The organism is Gilliamella sp. CG16 (assembly GCF_046635785.1).
Taxonomy (GTDB): domain Bacteria; phylum Pseudomonadota; class Gammaproteobacteria; order Enterobacterales; family Orbaceae; genus Gilliamella; species Gilliamella apicola_I.
The window spans coordinates 252,318-265,415 of the sequence record NZ_JBIDFL010000001.1; the positions used below are offsets into that span (position 1 = coordinate 252,318).

Genomic DNA, 13,098 nt, shown 5'->3' on the forward strand with positions numbered 1-13,098 from the left:
CATTATGCAAAAATTTTCAAATGCCGTGCTCAAGTGGTATGAACAGTACGGCAGAAAAACGTTACCATGGCAAATTGAAAAAAGTTCTTACCATGTTTGGTTGTCTGAAGTGATGCTCCAACAAACTCAAGTTGCAACTGTCATCCCCTACTTCAATCGTTTTATTGAGCATTTTCCGAAGATAACCGATTTAGCACACGCCCCGATTGATGATGTGTTACATTTGTGGACTGGATTGGGTTACTATGCTCGAGCCCGTAATTTACATAAAGCGGCGAAAATGGTTACTGACAAGTTTAAAGGTCACTTCCCTACTTTATTTGATGATGTCGTTGCCTTACCCGGTGTTGGGCGGTCAACTGCTGGCGCAATTTTGTCGCTATCTCAAAACCAACATTACCCTATTTTAGATGGTAATGTAAAACGGGTTTTAACACGCTTTTTTGCTGTTGAAGGTTGGACTGGCAATAAAAGCATTGAAAACAGACTTTGGCAATTGAGCGAACAGGTCACACCAAAGCATGATGTAGCAAAATTTAATCAAGCGATGATGGATATAGGCGCAATGGTTTGCACTCGTACTAAACCTAAATGTAACTTATGCCCACTACAAAGTGATTGTATCGCTTATCAAACAAACAGTTGGCAACAATATCCTACCAAAAAACCGAAAACAACAACTCCTGAAAAATCGGCTTATTTTTTGATGCTAGAATACAACCAGAGTATATGGCTTGAAAAACGACCGCCATCGGGTATCTGGGGCGGTTTATATTGCCCACCACAATTTGCTACAAAGCAAGCATTAATCAATTGGCTAAACGATTGTGGAATTCAAACAACTCCACCACAACAATTGATTTCTTTTCGCCATACTTTTAGCCATTTTCATTTAGATATCATACCGATTCATTGCATCATGGTTAACAACACGAAATGTTTAGATGAAAGTAATGGCTATTGGTATAACTTAACAACAGAAAATGCGAAAATTGGCTTAGCAACACCCATTTACAATTTATTGAAGCAATTGAATTCATGATTGATTAAATGAGCTTAAAATTGATCGGTTGGTTAACTATCGGTTAAATTAGCGATATTATAGCTTAATTATTCTTCACAAAAAGTTGAGAATCTATTGTTCACCAATAATTTAAGGAATTCTATATGGCTAAAATATCTTATTTAAATACGCCTTTTACGATTAAAAGATTATCATTAAAAAATCGTATTGTTATGCCTCCAATGTGTCAATATCAAGCTAAAGATGGTTTACCAAATGATTGGCATTTTATTCATTATGTTTCAAGAGCTGTTGGGGGCGTTGGTTTAATTATTGTTGAAATGACGAATGTTGCACCAAATGGACGAATCTCGCCAAATTGTCTAGGCTTATGGAATGATGAACAACGTGATCAGTTTAAACGCATTGTTGATGCCGTTCACGCCCAAAATGGCAAAATAGCCATTCAAATTGCCCATGCAGGGCGTAAAGCGTTGGGAGCTGATGATGTGGTATCTTGCTCTCCCCTTCTTTATGACGGCGTTAACGAAGCCAATAAACAGTGGCAATATCAAATGCCAAGAGAATTATCAAAAGACGAAATCGCTGACATTATTCAAAAATTTAAAGAATCAACCCAACGGGCCGTTGAAGCTGGTTTCGATGCAATTGAAATCCATGGCGCACATGGTTACTTAATACATCAATTCAGTTCACCTAAAACCAATTTACGAACCGATGAATATGGTCAAGATAAGCTACTATTTGGCGAACAAGTTATCAAAGCCGCTAAATCGGTAATGCCACCTGACATGCCGTTAATTATTCGGTTTTCAGCGCAAGAATATGGTAAAGATGGATATAGTATTGATTATGGATGCAAAATAGCTAAACGTTTTGCAGATGCGGGCGCTGACGTTTTAGATGTGAGTGGTGGCGGTGACGGACAACTTGATCCAGCAAACACCCCTGATTTTCATGCCGGTTATCAAGTTTACTTGGCTAGCGCTATCAGACAATCGATAGATTTACCAATAATAGCTGTTGGTATGCTTGAAGATCATTACTTAGCCGATTACGTTTTAAGCCGAGGTGATGCAGATTTGATAGCAATTGGTCGAGGCTTACTCAATGATCCTTATTGGCCTTTGCGTATTCCTTCATCGCCATTTGTTCCGGCATCTTATCAAATCGCCTTTAAATAACTTAAGCTAAAATTTTACTTCCTGTAGCACACGCTACAGGATAATAAACATTAGCAAATTTATATCTTCATGGCATATTTAATTAACTGTTTTTTTAATGGAGAACAATAATCAATAGTATTCATGCCTACCGTTCTTAGTGCCTTCTTAAATAAATTATCCCCATTAAACATATCTTGAATAGTTTGCATTGCAGTTAACATCACCACCGCATCTTTACGACGCGTAAACTGAAATGATTTTAGATTACCGACCAGGCCAATATCCTGATTTGCATCAATTAATTTTTTTATCGTCGACACTAACAAGGCCGAATCTTGAAAACCTAAGTTGACGCCTTGCCCGGCTAAAGGATGAATTGTGTGCGCTGCATCGCCTACCAAAACTAAACGATGCTTAACAAACTGTTTGGCAAAGCGTGCTTTTAATGGAAAAATCATTCTTGGGTTAATTAACTGACAGTGACCTACTTTATCACCTGTTAATTGAAATAATTGATGAGAAAAGTCGGTTTCAGATAACAAAGCTAAATTAGCTGCATTATCAGGTTTAGTTGACCATACTAAACAACTTTTATTAGGATGATAAAGGGGAAGAAAGGCAACAATACCATTGGGATAAAAAATTTGTTTTGCACAAGCATGATGAGGATATTCGGTTTCAACGGTTGTAATGAGTGCGTGATGAATATAATTACGTTCTAAAACCGAAATATTTTCATGCTGACGAATCCATGAATTTGCACCATCTGCACCAATAATAAGTTTCGCTGGTAAAGTAACCAGATCTGCCAAGGTCAAAAAAGCACTATTATCATCGAATACACTATCTATCACTTCTTGACTATAAATCGTTATGTTGTTACTAGCTAAAGCATAGTGATATAAATAATGAGACATAACGTGATTTTCAATGATATAACCTAAATTTTGATAACCATAATCCTTAGCCTGTGCTGATAAATGAGCCTTTCCATTCTTTTCCCACACATCAATTTCAGTAAACTCTTGCACACGACCACTTAAGCAAAGTGCATTCCATACACCAATTTGAGCAAAATAGCGCTGGCTAGCACCATTTAGCGCTGAAGCTCTGACCCCAATCTTATCCTTTGGCAAACTTTCATGTTGGTGAATATTTTTATCAATAATGGCAATTTTCAAATCATAATGACTTAAAGCACAAGCCGTTGCCAAACCTACTAAGCCACCCCCAACAATGGCGACATCAAATTGAATACTCATAGCTCAATTATTTATTATCTAATTTAGGATCATTCTTAGATTCAATATCTTCACTCATCTCCTTTTTAAACCCTTTCAGCGCAGAACCTAAATCAGATCCTAAGTTTCGTAGTTTTTTAGTACCAAATAACAAGACGACAACAGCAAGAAAGACTAAAAGATGTGGGATACTAAATGACATAATAAAATCCTCTTTATTAAATTTTATTAATTCGTCTAACAATAGAATTGTAAACAAATGGTATATATATTTATACATTATACCTTTTAAGGGATGATTTCATAAGAAGTTTAAGCAAAAAAAAAGACCTGCATATAAATATACAGGCCAACATGAAATATAAGGAATATAAGGAAAGAAAACAATGAAAAATCCTTACACTGCTTATTATCCATTTTTTTTCGTTTCAGTCAACGTTTTTATTTGTTTTTTTATTTATTTTAAATTTTAAAAGAAAAAGGTCAAAAACAAGAATTAAATCTTTTAAAATCAATAAATAAATAAATTTAACGTAAGTAACTCATGAAAATAAATTAATTTGACATATATCAAATATAAAATAAAAAACATTTAAAAAGCAGACAAAAATCTTTTTTTCTCGTGGAAATAAACAAAATTCCAACAGAAAAACAAAAATAAAATATTTTTTTAAAAACACTATATTTTGATTTTTTAATACGCAAATTGATATAATTAACTTGCTATAAAACGAACAATTCAGACAAAATTACAAAAAATTACTTTTTTATATTAGCTTTTCATTTAATGTTGTATGTAAAACTTATAAAATATCTACTATAATTTGAAAAACGGATGTAATAGGAGAAACAAATCAGAAATGAATATGATTAAAAATAAAAATGTAAAAACATTTAAAGAAAGATTACATAGCTCAATGCAAGGTTTATCTGTCTCCGCCTTCGCTAAAAAATGTGATATGTCTGAAACAGTGATCAGAGATTATTTATCAGGAAAAACTTATCCATCTTTGACACGTCTGGAAGTGATTGCTGAAAAATGCAATGTTTCATATAACTGGCTGGCAACAGGCTATAAATTAGAAGTTTTAGATCCTAAAGAAGATGAAGCAGATGTCTACAACGAGAATATATACCGTATTCCCGTCTATAAAAAACAGTTACCAACCAAAGAAGAAGCGCAATCACAACGATATATTCGAGAAACACCTCCTGTCATGAACTATCCCGTTGTTGAAGGTTGGGCTTCTCATCGAGGATTAGATATCAAAAAATTAATCATTTATTGGGCTAAAGGGGATCTCATGTCGCCTGAAATCAACAATAATAATGGTTTAATTATTAATACGGAAATCGTTGAAATTATTGATGGAGCAATCTATTTAGTTGAATATGAAGATATTACCTTTTTACGTAAAGTTCGATTAACGCAAAATGGGTGGGTTTTAATTTGTAACAATAACCAATTCCCTACCATTGAAGTCTCTAAAGAAAATTTTGATAAGTACCATTTTGTGGGTCGAGTTGTACAAATTATTAAAGATATTTTTTAGTCAAAAAATAGGCAAATATCGTTATTCAAGATATAATTGAAAAGCAAGAAAGAATATAAAATGAACTCTTTCTTGCTTTAGTTTTTAATATTTTTAGAATCTGCAATAATAGGTAGTAAAATGTTGTTAAATTTCATAACTATCCATCAGTTTTAGGATATCTAACTCTATTCATTCTACTCGCAATGTTAATATCAACGATTCAATTTAATGAAAAATAGCAAATAATTAGGTCAATTATGTATCGATTTTTTGAAAAATTGGTGTCACCTTATCCTAAAAGTGAACCGCAACCAGCAGCTAAAAATTTTCTAGGTTTTATATGGCAATCAACCCAAGGCACTCGAATATTCATGCTGCTTTTAATTATATTTAGTGCACTCAGTGGCGCATTTGAAGCTTTTCTATTCGCTGCCCTTGGCAAAGTGGTGGATTGGCTTGCGATTGTCGAACCTAATGAGATTTGGCAAAAAGAAAAAACATCGCTATTAATTTTAACCTTAATCATTTTATCCAGCACTTTGATTATTGGATTACAAACAATCATCAAGCATCAATGTTTAGCGGGAAATTTTCCAATGCGAATGCGTTGGAATTTACATCGACTAGTGCTTAATCAAAGTATGCGTTTTTTTCAAGATGAGTTTGCCGGAAGAATATCGGCAAAAGTTATGCAAACTGCATTAGCCGTTAGAGATACCTGCTTTCTTGTTGCTGATATCTTAATATTTGTGTTGATTTCGTTTATAACTATGGCTGCGGTAATCGGTCAATTAGCCCCTTGGCTATTGCTGCCATTCTTTGGGTGGTGTGTCCTTTATGGCTTAGCCATGTACTATTTTATTCCTCGCTTAAGTAAAGTTGCAAGTATGCAAGCAGATGCTCGTTCTACCATGACTGGACGTGTAACGGATGCTTATACAAACATTATGACGGTTAAACTGTTTTCTCATGCCGGTAATGAAGCAAAGTATGCCCAAGAGTCTATGGATGAGTTTTTGATTACTGTCAATAAACAAATGCGACTAGTCAGCAGTTTTGAAATCGTGAATCATTTACTATCTATTCTACTTATTTTATCAACGACTGGTGTTGCCTTGCTGTTATGGACAAATCAATTAGTTGGAATCGGTGCTATTGCAACAACCACAGCATTAGCGCTTCGTTTAAACGGTTTATCACATTGGATTATGTGGGAGCTTGCAGCTTTATTTGAAAATATTGGGGTTGTGAAAGATGGTATGAATACATTTTCAACTGCAACAACCATTGTTGATAAACCCAATGCCAAAAATCTAAATGTGACTGATGGAAAAATCGAGTTTAAAAATATTTATTTCACTTACGATGAAAAGATTCGAAATTCGGTAATTAACGATCTCAATTTAACTATTAAGCCCGGTCAAAAAATAGGGTTAGTTGGACGCTCTGGCGCCGGAAAATCAACATTAATTAATCTGTTATTACGTTTTTATGACTTACAACAAGGTAAAATTCTTATTGACGGACAAGACATTACCGAGATTAATCAAGAAAGCTTACGGGCGCAAATTGGTATGGTTACACAAGACACGTCCTTGTTACATCGAACTGTTCGGGAAAATTTACTTTATGGTAATAATCAAGCTACTGAACAAGAGATGATAGATGCGGCTAAAAAAGCCCATGCAGATAAATTTATTCAAACATTAATCGATGCTAATGGTAGAACCGGTTATGATGCTCATGTTGGTGAACGAGGTATAAAACTATCGGGTGGTCAAAGGCAACGCATTGCCATTGCTAGGGTGATCTTAAAAAATGCACCAATATTATTACTTGATGAAGCAACCAGTGCATTAGATTCAGAAATTGAACAAGCTATTCAAGAAAGTTTATATGCACTAATGGAAGGCAAAACTGTTATCGCTATAGCTCATCGTTTATCAACTATTGCCGCAATGGATAAACTGGTTGTTTTGGATGAAGGAAAAATTATCGAACAAGGTACACATCAAGAATTACTGAATAAAAATGGTTTATACGCTCAACTTTGGAAACATCAAAGCGGTGGTTTTTTACCAGATAGTCTATAAGTGCGTTTAACGGTTTGGCACCTTTGTCTAGGTGCCAATATCATTTTTTATTCACCAATCACAAATTTTTTATAAAATTCAGATTCGAAACGCATTATTGCACTATTTTTAGGCTCATCCCTTCTTTCAGGATGATACCCCGAAAGTAACTGAACAAAAGCGATAATTTTTCCATCTGACTTCTCAATAAATCCAGCTAAATTATAGCTGCCTTGTATATATCCCGTTTTTGCTCGTATGGTTTCTATAAAAGGCGGTTGATTAAAGCTTTTGCGATATTGTAATGTTCCATCCTTCCCTGCAACAGGAAGTTTTTCAATAATTTTGAGATCGCGATCATGAGCTGAAATATATTGCAGAATTTCCATCATTTTGTCTGCACTGACAAGATTCAATCTAGACAAACCTGAACCGTCAACAATCACCAAATTTTCGAGATCAATACCAGCTTTTTTAAGTAAAATTTGTTTAACCGCATCTCCACTATTTCGCCATGTACCTGGAATTTTAAAGTAATGAGCCCCAATTGTTCTAAAGATAGCATCAGCGTACAGATTGTTCGATTTTTTCAACATTACGGTTAACAATTCTGATAGCGGTGCAGACTGGCTTGAAACTAATAATGAAAGTTTGCTATTTATTGGCTCATTACGTGCTGAAATCGCACCATTAAACAAAATTTTCTGTTGTTTTAACTCATTTTTCAAAACACTTGAAAAATAATCCACACCATTAAGTACAGCAAATTTTAATGCTATTTTATCTGAACCTGACGCAATACATCCGGATAATTGATAGCGATTTTTGTCAGTATAACTGGCATCAAGCTCACAGTATTTATCATTCAAATCTTTACTGTTTTTAGCTATAGTTTTAACATTACCTGTCACCGTGACAGGAATATTTGAGGAAACAGAAATAGAGGCTTTAGCACCGACCTTACCCGGTTTGATTGTCACATAAAAACAATTATCATCGATAATTGCAGCTGACGGCGGTGCATTGTAACAAGCGGTTAAATTATTCCAAGACCAACCTTCTGCTTTATCGTGACTGGTAAATATAGAAGTATCTAAAATGACTTTTCCTGTTATTTTTTCAACCCCTTTCCCACGTAAACTTGCCAGCATATTTTTTAACTGTCCACGAGTAAAAGTTGGATCACCACTCAGTTGAATAATCAAATCACCATTTAATTGTTTATTGGCAATTGAACCATTAGTTAACATTTTAGTTTCAAATCTAAAATCCGCTCCTAATTCAAGTTCTGCTGCAAGTGCAGTGATCACTTTTTGGGTACTGGCTGGCTGTTTAAATTGATCGCTTTTATATTTAGCTAATGTTCTTGGTTTGTCATCAACAGATTGAACTAAAATTGATATATCACTACCTTTGGGTAACGAAGATACATAAGACTCAACTGACTGAGCTTGCAATATAGCGGAAAAAAAAGAAATAATAAAAAAACTTACTACTTTGAAATTTTTCATCAAATCAGCTCAAAATTATTTTAATTAATGGGAAGGGATATTGAAAACAAATATATCTTTTTTTGTTATTGCTATCAATATATACTCAACTACTTTTATATATATGTTCTGTAAAAATAGTTAAATTTTGTTATTAAAAGATCATGACATAACTACATATTAGGCGATAAATTATGATTCACAACTCATTAGGCTTTCCAATTGAAACGGTCATCGTTTTTATTGTATTAGCATTAACAGCTATTGTTATTGATTTATATGCACATCATAACGATAAACCCATAAATTTAAAAAATGCTGTATTATGGTCACTATTTTGGATTGCTGTAGCTTTAGGATTTACTCTTTATCTATATCTTCATCATGGTAGTGCAATAGCGAGCTTATTTATCACTGGTTATGTACTTGAAAAGGCTCTCTCTGTTGATAATTTATTTGTGATTATGGCTATCTTTTCATGGTTTTCTGTACCTGAAAATTATCGTCATCGCTTGCTTTATTGGGGAGTAATAGGCGCCATCATATTCCGTGCTATTTTTGTTATCATTGGGACAGGTTTATTAGCTTTAGGGCCTTGGATGGAGCTCGTTTTTTCCGTTATTGTTGCTTTTACCGGTTTGATGATGTTAAAAAATCAAGGTGAAAATGAAGAAATAAAAGATTATTCAAACCATTTCGCTTATCGAATAGCAAAACGTATTTTTCCCGCTTATCCTAAAATTGTCGGGCATCATTTTTTATTAACCTCTAAACAGTTAGATCAAGAACTTGCAAAACCAGAAAACAGTAACTTAATTGGCAAATTACCTAAAAGAGCTTTTTACGCAACCCCGCTTTTTTTATGTATTACTGTAATTGAACTTAGCGATGTGATGTTTGCCTTTGATTCTGTTCCTGCTGTCATCGCGGTTAGCCAAGAACCACTCATCGTTTATAGTGCCATGATTTTTGCAATTTTAGGTCTCAGAACCATGTATTTTGTTTTAGAAGCCATGAAACAATACTTAGTTCACTTAGGAAAAGCGGTTATTTGTTTACTGTTTTTTATAGCAATCAAATTAGCATTAAATGCAAGTAACCATTTATTTGGGCATGGTATTGATATTAGTCCTATAACAAGCCTTTATATCGTATTAGGCATTTTAGCTATCGGTATTATTGCCAGTATCATTTGGCCTGAAAAAGATCACCACAAAGCCGATTAATCTTCAGACAATGAGTAGGAATTCATCCTACTCATTATAGTAATAATTATTGACGTTTTAGCGAACGTATAAAATAGCTTATCCCTAAAATTACAAACCAAATTGGTGTTGCAATCAATGCTTGACGAGTATCTTTTTCAAAAGTAAGTAAGACAATAACAAATATAAAAAACATCAAGCTAACCAAGCACATCAAATTACCACCTGGCATCTTAAATTGAGATTGTTCGTGCAAATTCACTTTTTTACGTCGATAAGCCATATACGATATCAATATCATTGACCAAATAAACATAAATAATATGGCGGAAATCGTCGTTACTATGGTGAAAGCTTCCATCACATTAGGAACTAAATAAATCAGAACTACACCACCGAATAAACAAGTACATGAAAAGAGTAAACCATTGGCAGGAACTGAACGACGTGATAATTTTCCAAAAGGCTCTGGTGCATCTTGTTTTTTAGCCAAACCAAATAACATTCGGCTGGTAGAATAGATACCACTATTAGCCGACGAAGCAGCCGATGTTAATACCACAAAATTAATAATGCTTGCTGCCGCTGGTAAACCAATTAGGGTAAATAACTCAACAAATGGACTCTTATTTGGTGAAATAAATGACCATGGTGTCACACTCATAATGATAATTAATGCAAACACGTAAAAGAAGATAATACGTGCAGGCACAGAATTAATGGCTCGAGGTAAATTTTTATTTGGATCGACTGTTTCAGCGGCGGTAGTACCAACCAGTTCAATTCCCACAAAAGCAAAAATAGCTATCTGAAAACCGGCAAAGAATCCCATAAAACCATGAGGAAAAAATCCGCCATAATCCCAAAGATTCGAAAATGCAGCTGTGGTATTCGTTTGATCTGAGTGGTATGCTGTGAAAATTAATCCTAATCCAATACCAATCAAAGCTAAAATCGCAATAATTTTAATCATTGAAAACCAAAATTCGGTTTCGCCAAACATTTTTACTGTTAATAAATTAAGTGTTAACAGTAAAACGACGGTTAATAACATCGGGATCCAAGATTGCAAATCAGGAAACCAATGCTGTGCATAACCGGCAATAGCAACCACATCAGCAATACCTGTTACCACCCAACAAAACCAATAAGTCCAACCAGTAAAAAACCCTGCCCAAGGGCCGAGTAGATCATTGGCAAAATCACTAAACGATTTATATTTCAAGTTGGAAAGCAAGATTTCACCCATTGCTCGCATAACAAAAAATAAGATAAAACCAATAATCATGTAAACAAAGATGATCGACGGTCCAGCAAGGCTAATTGTTTTTCCTGATCCCATAAATAAGCCTGTACCAATTGCACCACTGATTGCAATTAACTGAATATGCCGATTAGAAAGGTTTCGTTTTAGGTCATTGTTTGAGGATGTATTGCTCATCACTATTATTACCTTTTATTCCGTAATTTTCGATTTTTTAAGGAATATAGGACTATAAATTCAATATTGCTAAATCGCAAGCTGATTTTTTATGAAAACTTTTTATTGTCCGTTAATAATTATGAGTAGTTTCTTATAATATAATTGTGTAGCATATTCAATACTGTTTATTATTGATAATAACTAATTAGATGAAAAAAAAACTTAATCATTATCTTTTCATTGTTTTTATTGCCTTTTTTACACTTTCGCTGTTAACCAGCTGTCAAGATAAACCCATTAAACAGGGTCAACAATACTCGGACGGGCGATTACCCTTATCACTTAATATCAGCTATCCAAATTTAGATACGCCTGTAAACATAACAGACTACATTATGCAGGTGGAACAAATAAAAACCGCATCGCCCGCATTATACAAACAAAATGAACATATTTATAAAGCTGTTGATGATTGGATTAATGGCTTGCTTGCTTCTAATGAATTTCACAAAGTAGGATTAAATAGTTATGAAATGGCAGGTCAAGATGGATTTGGAAACGTGCACTTAACTGGTTATTATACCCCAATTATTAAAGCCAGACATAAACCTACTAAAGAATTTAAATATCCTATTTATAAAATGCCGGTTAACTACAAAGGTCAATTACCAAGTCGACAACAGATTTATAAAGGTGCTTTAGCTGGTAAAGGACTTGAAATTGCTTATAGTAATTCATTAATTGAAAACTTCATTATGGAAGTACAAGGTAGTGCTTATATCGATTTTGAAGACGGTGAACCTTTGGTCTTTTTCAGCTATGGCGGTAAAAATGGACATGGCTATTCCAGCATTGGAAGAATTTTAATTGAACAAGGTGAAATTGAAAAAGAAAAGATATCGTTACAAGCCATTAGAGATTGGGCAACAACTAAAACTGAAAAACAGCTCAAAGCCTTGCTAACCGAAAACCGTTCCTTTGTCTTTTTTAAGCCCCAATACAATGCTGATGTCAAAGGAGCAGCAACTGTACCTTTGGTTGCTAATGCATCGGTAGCATCAGATAAGTTACTTGTCCCTCTTGGTTCGGTGGTGTTAATGGATTTACCATTACTCGATGAGGATGGTCAATATAGTGGTAGACGAGAAACTCGTCTAATGGTTGCGCTCGATGTTGGAGGCGCCATAAAAGGCCATCATTTTGACCTTTATCTTGGCGTTGGAAATGACGCAGGTAAACTTGCTGGATACTACAATCATTATGGTCGGGCATGGGTAATTAAACCTTAATTTACGAACATCGACGGCATAACAAGAAACTGTTAAAATAGCAGGATAGAGGCTCAATTAAGGATAACTCATGAGATTATGCGATCGAGATATTGAAGCATATTTACAAAACGGTAAATTAAAAATAACCCCTCAACCAGCACCAAGTTCAATAAATGGCGCAACAGTTGATGTCAGGTTAGGTAATCAATTTCGGACTTTCCGAGAACATACAACTCCCTATATCGATTTAAGTGGACCCAAAGAAGAAGTTTCCGCAGTATTAGAACGTGTAATGAGTGATGAAATAGTACTATCTGAAGGTCATGTTTTTTACCTTCATCCAGGAGAACTTGCATTAGCCGTTACACTTGAATCTGTGACGATTCCTGATGATTTAGTTGGCTGGCTTGATGGACGTTCTTCATTAGCCAGACTTGGTCTTATGGTGCATGTAACTGCACACCGTATTGATCCAGGTTGGCAAGGACAAATTGTCTTAGAGTTTTTTAATTCTGGAAAAATCCCATTAGCACTTAGACCTGGGATGACTATCGGAGCCCTAAGTTTTGAGACTTTAACAGGGCGAGCGGCGAGACCTTACAATCGTCGACAAGATGCAAAATATAAAGACCAACATGGCGCTGTAGCCAGTCGTATTGATAAAGACTAAA

Annotated in this window: 11 protein-coding genes; 7 read left to right on the forward strand and 4 right to left on the reverse strand. The window is 34.7% G+C overall.

Translation table 11 applies throughout. The features are described from left to right. The first annotated feature begins 4 nt into the window (after positions 1 to 4). Both mutY and ACGH47_RS01120 read left to right on the forward strand, forming a co-directional pair. Positions 5 to 1,042, forward strand: coding sequence for an A/G-specific adenine glycosylase (gene mutY, locus ACGH47_RS01115; protein ID WP_411622431.1), 1,038 nt, complete (start codon positions 5 to 7; stop codon positions 1,040 to 1,042). 125 nt (positions 1,043 to 1,167) lie between these two features. Further along, entirely contained in the window at positions 1,168 to 2,208 is a 1,041-nt protein-coding gene (locus tag ACGH47_RS01120; protein WP_411622433.1) for an NADH:flavin oxidoreductase/NADH oxidase, read from the forward strand. Positions 2,209 to 2,267: 59 nt separating this feature from the next. On the opposite strand, the gene ACGH47_RS01125 is transcribed toward ACGH47_RS01120, so the two are convergent. Together ACGH47_RS01125 and tatA are read right to left on the reverse strand one after the other, a co-directional pair. Then, positions 2,268 to 3,452 carry an FAD-dependent monooxygenase gene (locus ACGH47_RS01125; RefSeq protein ID WP_411622435.1) on the reverse strand — a complete coding sequence of 395 codons (1,185 nt, stop codon included), beginning with the start codon at positions 3,450 to 3,452 and terminating at the stop codon, positions 2,268 to 2,270. A 7-nt stretch (positions 3,453 to 3,459) separates the two neighbouring features. Beyond that, positions 3,460 to 3,633 carry a twin-arginine translocase TatA/TatE family subunit gene (tatA, locus tag ACGH47_RS01130; RefSeq protein WP_411590960.1) on the reverse strand — a complete coding sequence of 58 codons (174 nt, stop codon included), beginning with the start codon at positions 3,631 to 3,633 and terminating at the stop codon, positions 3,460 to 3,462. 658 nt (positions 3,634 to 4,291) lie between these two features. Between tatA and ACGH47_RS01135 the strand changes: the two genes are divergently transcribed. Further along, a complete protein-coding gene (locus tag ACGH47_RS01135) occupies positions 4,292 to 4,984 on the forward strand; it encodes a helix-turn-helix transcriptional regulator (protein ID WP_267349713.1) in 693 nt (230 codons plus the stop codon). Positions 4,985 to 5,223: 239 nt separating this feature from the next. Beyond that, positions 5,224 to 7,059: an ABC transporter ATP-binding protein gene (locus tag ACGH47_RS01140; protein ID WP_411622436.1), complete on the forward strand. Its 1,836-nt coding sequence runs from the start codon at positions 5,224 to 5,226 to the stop codon at positions 7,057 to 7,059. Between the two features lie 47 nt (positions 7,060 to 7,106). Here the strand turns inward: ACGH47_RS01140 and dacB are convergent, their stop codons facing one another. Beyond that, entirely contained in the window at positions 7,107 to 8,549 is a 1,443-nt protein-coding gene (gene dacB, locus ACGH47_RS01145; protein ID WP_411622438.1) for a serine-type D-Ala-D-Ala carboxypeptidase, read from the reverse strand. A gap of 173 nt (positions 8,550 to 8,722) precedes the next feature. Here dacB and ACGH47_RS01150 point away from each other — a divergent pair, with 173 nt between their 5' ends. Beyond that, positions 8,723 to 9,754 carry a TerC/Alx family metal homeostasis membrane protein gene (locus ACGH47_RS01150; protein ID WP_411622439.1) on the forward strand — a complete coding sequence of 344 codons (1,032 nt, stop codon included), beginning with the start codon at positions 8,723 to 8,725 and terminating at the stop codon, positions 9,752 to 9,754. Positions 9,755 to 9,800: 46 nt separating this feature from the next. On the opposite strand, the gene cycA is transcribed toward ACGH47_RS01150, so the two are convergent. Then, positions 9,801 to 11,174, reverse strand: a complete 1,374-nt coding sequence (gene cycA, locus ACGH47_RS01155) for a D-serine/D-alanine/glycine transporter (protein WP_267349717.1) — start codon at positions 11,172 to 11,174, stop codon at positions 9,801 to 9,803. 191 nt (positions 11,175 to 11,365) lie between these two features. On the opposite strand from cycA, the gene mltA reads away from it, so the two are divergent. Further along, positions 11,366 to 12,445 (forward strand): murein transglycosylase A, encoded by a 1,080-nt coding sequence (gene mltA, locus ACGH47_RS01160; RefSeq protein ID WP_267380797.1) that lies wholly within the window; start codon positions 11,366 to 11,368, stop codon positions 12,443 to 12,445. A gap of 70 nt (positions 12,446 to 12,515) precedes the next feature. Continuing rightward, positions 12,516 to 13,097 carry a dCTP deaminase gene (dcd, locus tag ACGH47_RS01165; RefSeq protein WP_065558762.1) on the forward strand — a complete coding sequence of 194 codons (582 nt, stop codon included), beginning with the start codon at positions 12,516 to 12,518 and terminating at the stop codon, positions 13,095 to 13,097. Position 13,098: the final 1 nt, after the last annotated feature.

Excerpts from the sequence above, each read along its gene's own strand:
- mutY (WP_411622431.1), top strand. The coding sequence starts at position 5 with ATGCAAAAATTTTCAAATGCCGTGCTCAAGTGGTATGAACAGTACGGC.
- ACGH47_RS01135 (WP_267349713.1), top strand. The coding sequence starts at position 4,292 with ATGAATATGATTAAAAATAAAAATGTAAAAACATTTAAAGAAAGATTA.
- ACGH47_RS01120 (WP_411622433.1), top strand. The coding sequence starts at position 1,168 with ATGGCTAAAATATCTTATTTAAATACGCCTTTTACGATTAAAAGATTA.
- cycA (WP_267349717.1), bottom strand. The coding sequence starts at position 11,174 with ATGAGCAATACATCCTCAAACAATGACCTAAAACGAAACCTTTCTAAT.
- mltA (WP_267380797.1), top strand. The coding sequence starts at position 11,366 with ATGAAAAAAAAACTTAATCATTATCTTTTCATTGTTTTTATTGCCTTT.
- ACGH47_RS01150 (WP_411622439.1), top strand. The coding sequence starts at position 8,723 with ATGATTCACAACTCATTAGGCTTTCCAATTGAAACGGTCATCGTTTTT.
- ACGH47_RS01140 (WP_411622436.1), top strand. The coding sequence starts at position 5,224 with ATGTATCGATTTTTTGAAAAATTGGTGTCACCTTATCCTAAAAGTGAA.
- dcd (WP_065558762.1), top strand. The coding sequence starts at position 12,516 with ATGAGATTATGCGATCGAGATATTGAAGCATATTTACAAAACGGTAAA.
- ACGH47_RS01125 (WP_411622435.1), bottom strand. The coding sequence starts at position 3,452 with ATGAGTATTCAATTTGATGTCGCCATTGTTGGGGGTGGCTTAGTAGGT.
- tatA (WP_411590960.1), bottom strand. The coding sequence starts at position 3,633 with ATGTCATTTAGTATCCCACATCTTTTAGTCTTTCTTGCTGTTGTCGTC.
- dacB (WP_411622438.1), bottom strand. The coding sequence starts at position 8,549 with ATGAAAAATTTCAAAGTAGTAAGTTTTTTTATTATTTCTTTTTTTTCC.